At 56.7% G+C, this 16,306-nt stretch carries 3 protein-coding genes; all 3 read left to right on the top strand.

The genetic code is table 11. From position 1 onward, the window contains the following. Positions 1-222 precede the first annotated feature (222 nt). The 3 genes from Pla52o_RS13740 (at position 223) to Pla52o_RS13730 (ending at position 16,296) form a co-directional block, all read left to right on the top strand. A complete protein-coding gene (locus Pla52o_RS13740) occupies positions 223-10,194 on the top strand; it encodes a hypothetical protein (protein WP_146595161.1) in 9,972 nt (3,323 codons plus the stop codon). An 8-nt stretch (positions 10,195-10,202) separates the two neighbouring features. Continuing rightward, positions 10,203-15,311, top strand: a complete 5,109-nt coding sequence (locus Pla52o_RS13735) for a protein kinase domain-containing protein (RefSeq protein ID WP_197169226.1) — start codon at positions 10,203-10,205, stop codon at positions 15,309-15,311. 214 nt (positions 15,312-15,525) lie between these two features. After that, positions 15,526-16,296, top strand: coding sequence for a hypothetical protein (locus Pla52o_RS13730; RefSeq protein ID WP_146595159.1), 771 nt, complete (start codon positions 15,526-15,528; stop codon positions 16,294-16,296). The last annotated feature ends 10 nt before the right edge of the window (positions 16,297-16,306 follow it).

The raw sequence follows: 16,306 nt of genomic DNA, 5'->3' as shown, positions 1-16,306 counted from the left end.
AAACCGACTGTACAGTTGTCTCCTATGTCATCGCCAAAGCGTTCCCGACTCTACCGATGGTTAAGGTCATTGTCATTGCGGCGCCAGTTCTCATCCGGCGGGGCGGGCAGCGATGCATCGCGGAGGGCTCCCTCAGGGCGGCGATCGGCACGGACGGATGTGTTTCCAAGGCTTTATGCGTCGCAATTGGAGCCCCGCATCGTTCTCAACGGTGCCCCGATCGTGCAACTAGACGCCAGCGGCGTGTTGACGGTGGGATCTGGAGCCGCCGGAGGGGATGGGGTTGCGGACACGTTCCAGCTCACCTTCTCGGATTCTTCCGGTGCTGGAGCTGGGGCTTCCGGGGGCACAGGAGCGTCGTCGGCGACGATCGAAGTCTCCGTCAATGACGGTGAAACGATGTCCATCGCAGCGGATCAAGTGCGCAGCATTCAAATTTTGGGTTCCTCGGATGTCGATTCCGTCGCATTGGATGCCGAGTTGGTCGACCGTTTTTCCGTCACGCTCGACGGGGCGAGCGCCACTTCGGGGCGAGACACGCTGTCGTTGAACTCGGATGCGAATGATCAATGGTCAGGGCTAAGTGTTGACGTCGATGCAACGGGCGGCCAACTGCAACTGACCCGTGCGGATGGAGTTCTGTCGGCGGGACTGAATTTCACTGGCACCATCGATGTCATCGACTCGCTGACGGTTTCCGATCGTCAGATCTCGATTAGCGGTGGCACCTCGGTCACTTTTATCGGTGATGGCGATCGATTAGGAGTGGAATCGAATCAGGGATCCATGCTGACGACCAGCCTCGATCGCGCTCATTGGCAGATCAACGCCACGGGGGCAGATGTCAGCGTGATCGGTCGCGCTGACGTCGATGGGCTAACGATTGATGCCGGGATCGAAGGACGAATCGAAGTCAGTGGGGAAGTCGACGCTTCGCGTTCCCTCGCTGGATCAGTGGGTGGCAGCGTGCAATTGCGCGCCGGTGAGGTCACGCTCACCGAGACGGCGTTGATCGACGTCTCGGGTGCGAATGGTGGAGGACGAATCGAAGTCGGCGGCACGCTGCAGGGTCAATCCGACGGCTCCCCAAACTCTCAACGGACAGTCGTCGAGTCCGGTTCTCGGTTGATCGCGGACGCGACCGATGAGGGCGATGGGGGGACCGTCATTATTTGGAGCGACGAAATCACGGCCTTCGCCGGAACCATTTCTGCTCGCGGGGCGGCGTCCTCGGGCGATGGTGGATTTGTGGAGGTGTCGGGCAAAGAGCGATTGTGGATGCGTGGGCAAGTCGATACCTCCGCCACCAACGGCAATATGGGCACGCTGCTGCTCGATCCCACAGCCATCAATATTGTCGAAAGCGCCGATGGTTCGGGCACTTTGGATAACCAGTTATCGGCAATCGATATGGTGATCGACAGCGGGGACCCAAGCGCGGAACTCAATACCGTCAGCACGGGTCAATTACAGGCCTTCACCGAAGGTAGCAACGTGATCTTGGCTGCCACAGGCGATATCACAATAGAAGACCTTGCCAGTGATGCGTTGACATTGACATTGGGACCGGGCCTGGGTGGCATCGTTCCGCGAGGAAGTTTGACGCTGACATCGACCACCGGAGCGGTCATTTTCGCCGGGGCGAATGACGTCATTGATACGGGCGGTGGCTCGTTGATCATTAACGCGGAAACCAACATCACGCTCAATGCGGACGTGATCACCGGCGGAGGCAACATCGTGTTACTCTCGGCCGGCACAATCACGACTGCGGACCTGAGCGGCAACGCGATCCGTTTGCAGGGTACGGACGTGACGACCGGAGCACTGACGGCCAGCAACGCCACTGCGTCAACCTATGCCGTGGACATCGATTCGACCACCTTGGATGTACAAGGCGGCATTCTCGCTAACACCGCTGCGGCAGGGGGTGTGGTACGCATACAGGGAAATTTGGCATCAGATTTAAGCGTGGATCTCACCGGCGGCGCCAACCGCTCGGGTGACTTCGTGGGCGTGGGCGAGATCGCCGCGACGACGCCAGGGGGTGCTTCGTTAGCGATCACCACGAACGGCGGCGACATCCACTTTGCAGGCGATGTCTCGGACCTATCGGGGCTGTCCATCTCCAACGCCACCACCGTCACGCTTCAGAATGTCGAGATTGACGGCAGCGTCCAGGTCGCGGGCACCAACATCCTCCTCGAAGGCGCGTCCTTGAGTGATCGCAGTGCGGCAGGAACCATGACGCTCACAGGCGACTTAACCCTCGCAACGGACGTGACGCTATCGGCCGAAGCTTCGATTGAGGTCAACGGTCGTATCGATTCCGCAGATGCCCCGGCAACCCCCGCTGGACTCAATATCCAATCGGAACTGGGGACCGTGCTATTGAGCGGCGAGATTGGATCGGTTTCTGCACTCGCCGGGCTGAACGTGTTATCGACGGATTTATCGATCGACGCGATCGGAACGTCTAGCGATGCCGGAGTCATCGGCGACACCGAGTTAGTGGGATCCGACAGCATTACGCTTTTGTCGCAGACCTATCACACCGGTGGCTCGTTAACGTTTACAGGTCCCGTTTCGGTCTCAGGCGCACTCGGTGCGGCAACGCTTCAATTCACCACTGACGCTTCGGACGCTGATTTACGATTCGACGACGATGTCGTGCTGCCGGGTATCGCCATCCTCGACGCTGGCGGAGACCTAACCTTTGCCGCGGCGCTGACGACGAGCGACCGTTTACAGGTCAGCGGGGATGAGGTGCGATTCGCTGGCGACACGACGGTCACGGGCTCGGTCAGCGTTAATGCACAAAATACACTCACCGTCGAAGCCGACATCGATGCAACAGGCCCGATTTTGTTGCAAGCGAATCAAGACAACACCGACAGCGAAGGTTTTGTGCAAACCAGCGGCTCGGTGATCGAATCGACCGCCGGTTCCAGCGATGCGATTGAGATCGCTGTTGGCGGCAGCGGCGGTGCCCAGATTGCATCGCTCCGCGCGGGGGCGGGGTCCGTGACCGTGACCGCCGGTGGAGCGATCGTGGATGACGGTGATATCAGCGCGGACGTGGTCGCCAATTCATTGATATTGAACGGAAATTCCAGTGTTCAGCTTGATACCGACATTGCGACGCTGACCGCCAATTTAGGAGTCAGCGGCGGGCTAGACATTGATAACGAAGGTAATCTAACCATCGATCAAGTTGGCGTCACCGACGGTTCGGCGGTGATTTCAGCGACCGCGTTGACCGTCGACGAGATCAGTGTTTCGGACGCGCTCACGCTCATCGCTCGCACCGGCGGCATCTCGGACGGCAATGCCGGGGCGATGAATGTCACCGCGAATGAGTTGAACATTGAATCCGTCAACGATGTGAATCTCGATACCGACATCAATGAATTGTCGGCAACCATCAGCGGTACTGGAAATTTGTCGCTCGAAAATCGAGACGAACTGACGATCGATCAAGTTGCCGTCGTCGACGGTTCCGCGGTGATTTCAGCGACCACGTTGACCGTCAACGAGATCAGTGTTTCGGACGATCTCTCGCTCATCGCTCGCACCGGCGGCATCTCGGACGGCAATGCCGAAGCGATGAATGTCACCGCGAATGAGTTGAACATTGAATCCGTCGACGACGTGAATCTCGATACCAACGTCAATGAATTGTCGGCAACCTTCAGCGGCACTGGAAATTTGTCGCTCGCGAATCAAGGCGGACTGACGATTGGCCAGATCGCACTCGGCGGTGGGTTTGTCAATCTGAACGCAACGGCTTTCGTCGTCGGTGATATTTCGACGACGGGCGATGTCACCTTGGTCGCAACAAGCGGTGGAATCCTTGACGACAATCTCGATACAACGACCGTCACGGCCAATACACTGACGCTGTCATCCGCATCCACCGTGGATCTCGATACGGACGCTGCGACGATCGACTTGACCATGACCGGCACAGGCGACGTCACGCTGGACCAAAGCAGTCGAGCGTTGGTAATGTCAGCGCTGAATGTTCCCAGCGGCGATGTGACGATTGACTCCGAAGGCGAGGTGCGTTTAAGCACCGTCACGCTGGCTAATAAAAATCTGACGGTATCCGGGTCCGACATCACCGCCGCTGATGACATCGTCGGTGTGTCCGATCTAGTGGTGACGGCGACTGGCGAAGTTGAGTTTTTGCAAGTGGTCAGCATTGCTCAAACCGTGCAAGTGGACGCTGACGGCGACGTTGCCTTTCGCCAATCAGCCAGTAGCGGAGGAAGCTTCGAAGTCGAGGGGGACAACGTTCGCTTTGATGAATCGATCACCGCGGGCGGAGCGATCACCATAACCGCAGCCAATGAATTGCGACTGAGCGATGATCTAGATGCGGGTGATCAACGCATTTCATTGACCGCGAATGCCGATGGCATCGGCACTCAAATGTTGGTGCAAACCGGGGGTGTGATCCAAACGACCAGCACTGCGACGGATGCGTTAACGATTCAGGTCGATGGTGAGGGTGACCTGACATTGACGAACTTGGAAGTCCTCTCGGGCGGAATTCAATTGATCGCTGGCGGTCAGGTCACAGGTGACGGCAGCCCGGCGGTCGACATTCAATCGGTCAGTCTGAGTGTGGAAGCGGGCAACGGGATCAACTTGGTCACTGACGTGCGAAGTTTGTCCGGTTTCGTCACCGGTGCTGGCGACATCGTGGTTGATTCGTTTGGCGATGTGAATGTACTGCGGCTCGAAACCACCGACGGATCGATTCAAATGACCAGCGTTGGCACCGCAACGTTGACCGAAGTCATCGCCGGCGCGAACGGCAACATCGACTTGAGCTCCAACACCGGGTCGATTGTGTCGGCTAGCGGAGCGACGGGTCCGGTGGTGCAAGGGGGCGATTTGACGGTCAATGCCGCTACGGGCGTCCGTTTGCAAACCGATGTCGAAGGATTGTCCGGCGGCGTCTCGGGCACTGGCGATTTTGAAATCACCGACCAGAGTGAACTGACGATCGGTCAGATCACGCTTGGCGGTGGGTTGGTGAGTCTGAACGCGACGGCTTTCGTGGTTGGGGACATTGCGACGACGGGCGATGTCACTTTGGTCGCAACAAGCGGTGGAATCCTTGACGACAATCTCGATACAACGACCGTCACAGCCAATACACTGACGCTGTCATCCGCATCCACCGTGGATCTCGATACGGACGCCGCGACGATCGACTTGACCATGACCGGCACAGGCGACGTCACGTTAGACCAAAGCAGTCGAGCGTTGGTAATGTCAGCGCTAAATGTTCCCAGCGGCGATGTGACGATTGACTCCGAAGGCGAGGTGCGTTTAAGCACCGTCACGCTGGCTAATAAAAATCTGACGGTTTCCGGGTCCAACATCACCGCCGCTGGCGACATCGTCGGTGTGTCCGATCTAGTGGTGACCGCGACTGGCGAAGTTGAGTTTTTGCAAGTGGTCAGCATTGCTCAAACCGTGCAAGTGGACGCTGACGGCGACGTTGCCTTTCGCCAATCAGCCAATAGCGGAGGAAGCTTCGAAGTGGCGGGCGACAACATTCGCTTTGATGAATCGATCACCGCGGGCGGAGCGATCACCATAACCGCAGCCAATGAATTGCGACTGAGTGATGATCTAGATGCGGGTGATCAACGCATTTCATTGACCGCGAACACCGATGGCATCGGCTCTCAGATGTTGGTGCAAACCGGGGGTGTGATCCGAACGACCAGCACTGCGACGGATGCGTTAACGATTCAGATCGATGGCGAGGGCGACCTGACTTCACCAAATCTAGAAGTCCTCTCGGGCGGAATCCAATTGATCGCCGGCGGTCAGGTCACAGGTGACGGCAGCCCGGCGGTCGACATTCAATCGGTCAGTCTGAGTGTGGAAGCGGGCAACGGGATCAACTTGGTCACCGACGTGCGAAGTTTGTCCGGTTTCGTCACCGGTGCTGGCGACATCGTGGTCGTTTCGTTTGGCGATGTGGATGTACTGCGACTCGAAACCACCGACGGATCGATTCAGATGACCAGCGTGGGCACCGCAACGTTGACCGAAGTCATTGCCGGCACGAACGGCAACATCGACCTGAGATCCAACACCGGGTCGATTGTATCGGCTAGCGGAGTGACGGGGCCGGTGGTGCAAGGGGGCGATTTGACGGTCAATGCCGCTACAGGCGTCCGTTTGCAAACCGATGTCGAAGGATTGTCCGGCGGCGTCTCGGGCACTGGCGATTTTGAAATCACCGACCAGAGTGAACTGACGGTAGATTCAGTTTCGGTCGCCGATGGCGTCATTCGCCTTACCGCTGAGACGATGAACGTAGGGGCGGTTACGGCACCCGGCATGGTTTTTCTGACCACGACGGTAGGTTCCATCCGTGATGCCAATGGCGGCTTGGTCAATGTCACCGCAAGCCAATTGAATGTGAATAGTATTGGCAGCGTTGATTTGGATACCGACATCGACACGGTCTCGGTTGCGATCACCGGAACCGGCGACTTAGACCTTTCGGATGACGACAATTTGCAGGTCAATTCGATTGCGGTCGGTGACGGCAAGGCATCGATTTCGGCCACTCAGTTGGGCATCGATGTTATCACGGCCAGTGAGCGGGTGACGTTGGTCTCCCGAACGGGTCAAATCACCGACCTGAACGGTTCGTTGCTCAATGTGACCGCTCCCACCCTGGAAATCCAATCTGCAAGCGACGTGGAACTGGACACCAACATCGATGCACTACAAGCCAACATCACAGGCAACTTGTTGATTCGTGAGAACAACGCAATTCGCTTGGACGACGTGACACTTTCCCTGGGAAATGCGTCGGTCGAAGCAAGTTCGATCGACGTCGTTTCGATCACCGGCGCAACCGAGACGACGCTGATTGCCTCTGCGGGATCCATTCTTGGTAACGCAGACGGAAGCGTCGACATCACCGGCGGACGTGTTACCGCCCGTGCGACCCATACAATCCAGCTTGAGACCCAGGTCGATTCCGCAGATTTAGAGTCGACGACTGCGGGCAATGTCGAGATTTCCGATTCCGCAGATTTGTTTGTTGATCGAATCGTTGTCAATAATGGCAATGCGATCGTGACGGCCGATCAAATCTTGGTCAATCAAGTGACCGCATCGAACGACGTGACGATGACCAGTCGAAACGGCGGTGTGACAGACAACAATGGCGCGGCCGTGAATGTTACTGCAGCCACGTTAATCATCGATTCCAGTGGACATATCAACTTAGATACAACCGTCGACGCGGTAGAGTTACGTGTTACCGGTGCCGGGAACATTGATCTCCACGACACGGATTCGTTGGCCATCGACGTGGCGACCACGGATTCGGGAAACGTGACGATCACGGCAACCGAGATGACGGTCGATGACGTTTCTGCGTCAGGGGTCGTTCGTTTGGAAGCCACGTCCGGCGGCATGGCCAGCGTAGCAAGTGGTTCGCCGATTGTCGTCGCGGATCAATTAGTCGCGATAGCGACCTCGGGAATTGATCTGAACACTCGCGTTACCGTCGCCGATTTAACCGTATCCGGGCTCGGTGATCTTCGGATCAATGAAACCGATGGGATCGATGTCACTCGGCTAAACGTAGCCGACGGTGATGCCACGGTGATCAGCGGTGCGGGACTAACGCTGATGCGTGACGTGACCGTAACGAATGGCAATCTTGAGGTTCAATCCTCCGGCGACGTCACCTTCAATGGCTTAGCCTCCAGCGGTGGCGTGTTAAGTGTCAGCGGTGACAACATCACGGTTCAAACCGTGTCGAACGTGTTGGGTGCAGTCGAGATAACGGCACTGAATCGGTTACAGGTCAACAATGGCATCGACGCCGGCAACTATCAGGTGCGTCTACATGCAAACCAAGACAACAGCGGCAGTGAAGGGTTCGTTCAATCGCAATTGGGTGCCAGCATTCGCACCAACCTTACGACTGCAAACGCGGTTGATATCCAAGTCGGTGGCGACGGCGATGCAAGTATCTGGGATGTACAAGCGTCCAATGGCGGAGTGGTGATTGACGCGGGCGGTCGCATCGCGGATTACGGTGACGCGGCGGCCAACATCGTTGCTCAATCACTCAACCTCGTCGCTGGCAACGGGGTCATGATCGGAACCGCCGTGAATACGATTTCCGCTTCGGTCTCCGATGGCGACATTGTCATTGCGGAAAACGATGCCGTACGACTCCAGAACGTGACGGCCAGCAATGGCAACATAAACATCACCAATTCGACGGGGACGATGGAAGTCGCATCGGTCAATGCACAGGCAGGTGATGTACAACTCACGGCGCTCGACGGTGCGGTGATTGGCATCGGCTCGGATGCGACGCACGTCCGCGGAATCAACTTGTTGGCCAACGCGACGGCGGGAGTTCAATTGCGAACCGATGTGGTGCAAGTTTCGGGGACCGTCACCAACCCCGGAAGTCATTTTGAAATCCAGCAACACGCTAACCTTCGCGTTGCGGATTTGGATGTTCGTGCGGGCGATGCGATCTTCGATGTCGAGAATGATCTTGTGTTGGCCAATGTCACCGTTTCGAATGCATTGCGTGTTGACGCTGTTGGCTCGGTAAGTGGCGGGGCAAGCAGTGGGCCCGATGTCACGGCGGACCAATTGATTGCTCGCACCGATCGAGGGGTGGAATTAGAAACGGCTGTAAACAGCGTTGATGTTACGGTCAGCGGCGAAGGTAATGTGCGGATCCAAGATCGCGACTCGCTAACCGTTAACCGGGTGCTTGCGAACGACGGGGACATCGCGATAACCGCCATGACGGGTGAAGCGAGGATTCAGGGCGAGGTGATTACCGCGAGCGGGCAGATTGAATTGACCGCGACAAGCGGTGATTTGCGATTTGCAAATCCAGTCGCAGGTTCCCAAATATTGATTAGCAGTAGTGGCCCCAATGCTTCGATTCGAAGTTCTGCGGGTGCGAATGTCTTGATGGAGGGACCGGGTATTGTTCTGTTTCAAACGCCGCAATCACAATACTTTAATGTGATGCCTGACCTGCGTGTCGACCCAATCAACCGTGCTGGACTAGGTGATATCCAGGTCGGGTTTGATGGCGTTGCGGATCTGAACATTTCCTTTGGCTTGCCGGTAGGCCCGGCTGAGACGTTCTTTGTGTTGACGGTCCATTGGGGAGATCAAACCGAAACCTACACCAACGCCAATACGACCGTGGGTGATTTGTACCTTCAACGAGCCGGCGCTGCGGCGGGATCGGAACTCGTTTTTACGTTGACGCATCAATACTTCAGCAATCCAACGGTGGGCGATGCTACCGCACCGATCCCGATTTTGGTGACGGCCAGTAATTCGGGGCCAGGCGGATCCGCTGCGGACATTACCTTTTTCGCGAATGGGGACGAAACCACTCCATTGTCGAGTATGGTTGAGGTCGTCTTGAACGTTCCCGGTTCGGGGCTAGCGACAGTGGGCATTCTCGTCACCGCCGTCGAAATCCCCGACGAACCTCTCGAAGTTGAACCGTTGCCGGAGCCTGTGTTGGTCCGCAGCACGTCTGCCGATACGTCGCAGTCGACCGAACCTTTAATGATTCGGTCCGAAGCTCCGATCGCCTACGAGCGGTATTACGTTTTGCGAATCGTTGTGTTGCTTGACGAGACCGGTGCGACTCACGAATTGGAAGACATTCGTATCGATGACGCGGAGATCAAGAATTTACCGGGACTGTTTGAAAAACTCCCTGACGATCGATATCGGCTGTATCAGGTTCGCGAAGATGGCGTGGCTCAGATGATCACCGATGTGGTTGTCCGAGGCGGCAAATCGGCTGGGAATGTCGAATTCGATGAGGATTGGACTGTCCCCGCCGAGCAGGACCAGGATCCAACGGTTGAACCGAGGACGAGTCCTAACGAGGAATCCGCACCGGCGAATCGAGAACGCTCATCCGAAGACTTGGGAGCGTGGCGTTCGTTCAACCCTGGAGTCGTGATCACGCGGACCGGCTTAGTGATTCGACCGAGCAACGAGTTTGCTCACCAAGAGGTTAACCACGAAAACGGTGTCAGCGCGAGTGTGCCCCCTTCACTTTCCGCAGTGAGTGATCAGGGTATTGAAGCCAGCTTGCCGATGGCTTGGCGATGGCGTATGTCTCAAAGAATTGGATAGGAAATTTCGTGCTGAATTGTTCACGTTGCAGCGCCGACTACAGCGAACAGGGACTCGATAATGGTCGCTGTCGGAATTGCGGACACGTCGTTAGTTGGTCGGCAACGGCGGTCCCAAATTCGGCGATTGCTTGGCCGACGGACGACTCCTCGGTTCCGATTGGCGACATCTCCGAGACACCGAGAGAGGCCCACGAAACACTCGATGGGTTTGGCGAGCCCGATCCCGTCAAGGGTGAACCCGAGCAAGTGGATCCGGATTCAGAGAAATTAGAGACGGAATCAGAGGATGCTGCGACCGTTCGCGCGCTTGATGCCACGATCGCGTTGGACTCCAATGCCGTCAAACAAACCCCGTCGGCGATCGTGCAAAAACAGTGGGCCACGCTAGCCCCAGAAGGGAAAGAGATTTCAGCGACGATCATGACCAACTCCACCGAAGTTGGCATGTCCGATCATTTGGTGATTCCTCGTCGTTCCGTTCGCAACTCGGACGAGGCCCTTGGCAAACGCACCGATTATGAATTGATCGAAGTCATCGGCCAAGGTGGCGAAGGCATCGTCCACGCGGCGCGTCAAGCGTCCATCGATCGCACCGTCGCGCTGAAGATGATCCGGTCGGGTCTTGGTGAAGCGGCCCACGCTCGCGACAAATTCTTGTCCGAGGCCGTCGTCACGGGCGATCTCGAGCATCCGAACATCGTGCCGATCTATGACCTCGGAACGACCAACGATGGATCCCCGTTCTACGTGATGAAGCGGATCGAGGGCACCCCTTGGTCGGAAGTCATTGGTCGCAAATCGCTGATGGAGAACTTGTCGATTCTCATGCGTACAGCCGACGCCGTCGCGTTGGCTCACTCTCGTGGCGTCGTGCATCGCGACCTCAAGCCCGAGAACATCATGCTAGGAGGGTTCGGAGAAGTCTTGTTGACCGACTGGGGGATCGCGCTGTGTACCGAACAGTTTGCGAAGCGATCCAGCGTCGTGATCTTACAGGGCTTGGGCGGCACGCCGGCGTACATGGCGCCCGAGATGGCAACCGGTCCGATCGAAGCGATCGGTCCAGCGGCGGATGTCTATTTGCTTGGAGCCATGTTGTATGAAATCGTGAGTGGTCATCCGCCCCATCACGCCGACACCGTCATGGGTTGTCTGCACGCCGCGTCTCGCAACGAGATTCAACCCACCGACGTGAAGGGAGAATTGATTGAAATCGCGCGGCGTGCGATGGCTACCGATCCGCGATCACGTCACGAATCGGTCAAGGATTTCCAAGAATCGATCGCAGCCTACCAATCGCACTCCGAAAGTGTATTGTTAGCCAACCAGGCACGCCAAGATCTACAAAAGGCGCGGCGAGACGGTAGCTACAAAGATTACGCAGCGGCTCTGTTTGGCTTCCAAAAAGCGGTCGAATTGTGGACGGGAAATCAGGACGCGCAAAAAGCGTTGTCATCAACCGCTAGTTTTTATGCGGATGCCGCATTGCAAAAGGGTGACTTGGATCTGGCACTCTCGTTGCTGGATCCCAACGCATCGCAACACGATAAATTGCGGAAGAAGATCATTGCGGCACAGGCGGAGCGAAACGCTCGCCTGCGCCGTCTGCAAACGATGCGATACGTTGCCGCAGGACTATTATTTGCCATCCTCGGCGGAGGATCGTACGCGATCTTGCGGGTGATGGCAGCCAAGCAGGTTGCGGAGTCGGAGGGCTACCGAGCGACAGTTGCCGCGGCCAACGCCAAGCACGAAGCGAAGCAGGCCGAATTACAGAGAGTCGCAGCAGTGGAGGCGACGGAGTTAGCCATCGCACGCGAAATGGAAGCCAAATTAGCTCGGGAGCAAGCCGAAGCCGCAGCCCAAGAGGCACACGAGCAACGCGGCCGCTCCGAGAAAGCCAGACGGGAAGCCGACGCAGCGCTGCGACGAGCCGAAGTCGCTTCCTACACTTCCAATATTTCACTCGCGGTCAGCAGCATCGCCAACAATGCGTTCAGTGATGCCTTGGGTATCTTGAGCGAGCAACGTGACAATCCACAAACGACTCCGCTGCGACATTGGGAATGGGGTCGACTAATGTACCTATGCAGCGGTGGGGATCCTGATGCTGCCCAAGGGGCGGCGGTAACGACGCTACCGACCGAAGCCGAAGCGATGGCGGTTGCCGTGTCGCCCGATCGACGTCGCATCGCCGCGCCGGACATGGCAGGATCCATTTTCCGATGGCGGCGTGATGATGACGATCCCGACGGACCGTGGATGATGTCGCCAACGATTCCGGGCAGCGTCCCCGTTAATGATGTCGTTTACTCGAATGATGGCCTGCGTTTGGCGTCGGCTGGCGATGACGGCATCATTCGCATTTATCAACTCGATAATCTGGATGCGCCTGCACTGCAACTCGAAGGGCATCGGATGGCGGTTCTGTCGTTAGCTGTATCGCCCACCGTAGGCTCGAATCTCTTAGCCTCGGCTTCCGCCGACCGGACGATTCGTTTGTGGAACATCGAAACGGGCACGCTGGTTCGCACGTTGGTGGGGCATACCGCAGAGGTGTGGTCGGTCGCGTTCTCGGCTCAGGCGGATCGCTTGGTCACGGCCAGCCAGGACTTTACCGCTCGCGTTTGGTCGGTCCGCACAGGATTGGAACTGCAGCGGTTCCGTGAACACAGCGAACCGGTCTTTTGTGCCGCTTTTTCGCCCGACGGAAAATCGGTTACCTCAGGCGGATATGACAAGCGTTTGTTGGTTTGGAAAGCGGACCGTTTCGAACCCGTCCAAGCGACTCTAGTCGACGAGGTCATCAAACGGCTCGATCCCAATGCGAAGGCCAAACCCAAACAGGCATTCCGAGTACTCGCCGGACACAGCGGTGGAATTCGAGATGTCCAATACAGTGCCGATGGTCAATTGATCATTAGCGCGTCGCGAGACAACACGCTGCGGGTCTGGGATGCCGATCCCAGCACGCAGGCCACTGGGGTTCGCCAACAACTGCGATCGGCGTTACAGGGAGCGGTTGCCGAGGACCAACCTCTCAAAACGCTACGCGGTCATGGCGGCTGGGTTACGAGCGGTCAGTTTTTGTCGCCCTCGACCGTGGTTTCATCCGCCTACGACCGTAGCGTCAAGATTTGGTCACTGCTGCGTTATGAACCGACGATCTCGTTGGCGTCGATTGATCGCCCCGTGCTTTCGGGGACGTATTCGCCCGATGGTCGAAACGTCGTTCTTGCACTGGACGATGGGACCGCAGGCGTCTGGGACACCGTCTCGGGAAAGCGAACTTCCCAATTGCAAGAAGGGCACGACTTCCTGGCGACCACCGCCGCCTTTCTGCCTGGTGCCGATCGACTTGTTACCGTTGCCGGCGATGACACCACGCGATTGTGGGATGTGCAACACGGCGCCGAAGTCTGGAGCGTCGGGGGAACCGGCCGTCGCGGCTTGTTGGCCTTGTCGCCCAACGGGAATCAGATACTGACCGGCAGCAGCGATGGCAAGGTAGCACAACTCTTTGAGGTCGAAACGGGCCGCAAAATACGGCAACTTGGGGTCGACCAATTCGCTGCCCTGGCGTCCCAATACCCTGACGCGACTCGTCGTGAATTGGAGAGTCAAATTCCCGACATCACGGCGGTTAGTTTCGCACCTCGCGGCGGGTTGATCGCGACCGCGGACAGTTTTGGAGTATGCCGTTTGTGGGCTGAGTCACAAGACGAGCCCAAGGTCGTTTTCCGTGGGCATGACGCGGCGGTAACCTGCTTGCAATGGTTGCCAAACGCGGACGTGCTGGTAACCGCCAGTGCGGATAGCTCCGTCGCGTTCTGGGACGCGAGTTCGGGAGAGGAATTGCCGGGCCCACGATTACAGCATGACGATTCGGTTTCCTTGTTGACGGTTTCTGACGATGGCACGCACGCGCTCTGTGTCGCTGCGGACGGCGCCGGCGGACAACGTTTGTATTACTGGGACCTGATGAATCGAACGCTGATTGCTCGTTATCCCGACGCCGCTTCGCGAGGGAATGCCTCGACGAAGGAAGCCAGCGAGAAAATGGCGATCAACTCGATCGCGTTCTCGCCACAAGGCGACATGGCGTTGGTCGCAACGTTTGAGATCAACACGTCGCGCTATCAAATTCGCCAATGGGATTTTAACAGCGGCAGTTTCGATCCGATCAACGAAGGAACGCTGAAAACGGGGACGGTTTTCTCGGCGGTCTACGCTCAAGCGGCAGCACAGGCAATTTTGACCGTCGGTGGCAACGGCGCTAGGTTTTGGGATAAGGAAGGTGGCCAGGAGCTGATGAACTATCGGCCGCACGGATCCATTTTGTCGGTTGACTATGCACCGGACGGTGACCGAATCGCAACCACCGGCTCCGATCGCTCCATCAAAATCTGGAAACATGACGAAGCGAAGGGTCAGTGGATCTCCGAAGCTAAACTGATTGGCAAACACGTCGGCCCCATCAACATTGCCAAATTTTGCCAGGCGAGTGGCGACACGATGCTCGTTTCGGGTGGCGATGATGGTTTGGCCATCGTGTGGCAGTTCAGCGAGACGAACCACTGGCAACCGGCCCATACCCTACGCGGTCACACGGCGGCGATTCATGCGATTGCCGCATCACCCGACAACCGCTGGCTAGCGACGGCGTCGGCCGACCAGACCATTCGATTGTGGGATCTGAAAACAAACCAATCGGTGGCACAGCTTCATGAGCATCGCGGTGAGGTTTTGGCGATCACCTTCTCCTCCGACTCCAACCGCTTGCTCAGCGGCGGCAGTGACAACCGGGCGATTTTGTGGGATGTCATGACCCATCAGCCGTTGACTCAATTGGTTGGGCATTCGGCCGCGATCAACGCTGTAGCGTTTTCCCCCGATGGTGCCCGAGTGGTGACATGTGGACAAGACAACACATTGAAACTGTGGGATACCAGTGACGCGGCACTAACAAACTCGAACAGCGGCAATGAATTGCTCAGTCTTTCTGCGCATGACCGAGAGATCACGGCTGTTGAGTTTTCACCCGATGGCCGGCAACTCCTCTCCACCGGTCTGGACGGAAAAGCCCTACTCTATAACAGCGTCGAAATACGCTAGCGATGGCTAGCGTATTCTCCACCGTATCTCTCGCCCGGTAAGCCTTGCCGAATAAGCACTGAGCATTATCGGCGGTCCTGAGACTTTACTGAATTTATACGCGATTGGTGTCAGAACCAAAACAATTACAGCCTCTTAATTGGGGGGGGGAAATCGCATTTTGCGAAGCCTCGCCCCTCACCCACTGATACCGACAACCTACAGGACATCCACGATGGGCAAACTACGATCCAGCATTATCGCCGCAAACCAAGAACTTGGAAAACTTCAAAAGGCGATCAGCGATCTCCCTGGTGAAATCGAAAAGAAGATCAGCAACGTCTGGAGTCTTACGCAAACTGGCTCGGAGGGCTTCGATACGCTCTACATCTATGTGAGTCAGAAAATAAAAAAGGAGGGCAAAAGCTGGTCCGACGTCGAAAAGGAAACGTTGCGTTCCATCGCTGACAAGGATATCGCCACCTTTGTTGTCGGAATCAACGGTTTTCAGAAAGATGCTCTGAAACGACGAAAGGAGTTCGAGGCAATTCCCAAGGAGCTAGCCAACTTACAAAAAACCCTCACCAAGAGTGAAGCGTCGCTCAACGACATTCAAGCCAAGCTAAAGAAAAAGAAAGCAAAGCTGTTTAAGTCCAAAGACTACAAAGCAAAACTTCAGGCGTATGAGAAATGCCTCGACAGCTTGGACGATCGCGTCAGCGATATCCAAAAATCCATCAAGGCCACAACGATGCTGGCCAAAGAAATCCCCGGTGAGAGTCAAATTTCGAAGGTGCTCGATGCAAGTTTGGACCTCACGCTCGCGGACCTGAAGAACAAAGCGACGATGCTGACCGTTAAACTTGAGAAGAAGTATTCCGAGATGGAAAAGCAGGGAGTCACCATCGCCAAGAAGTTTCGCCAAGCGGGCAACTTTAGCGGGGAGTTGAAAATGATGAAGAAGATGGTGGACGATGCCGACGCGATGGAAGAGTTTGACAGTTAACGACGATCGC

Source organism: Novipirellula galeiformis (genome assembly GCF_007860095.1).
GTDB lineage: Bacteria > Planctomycetota > Planctomycetia > Pirellulales > Pirellulaceae > Novipirellula > Novipirellula galeiformis.
Note: the sequence above shows the minus strand (reverse complement) of the source record. Positions and strands in the feature narration are given on the sequence as shown.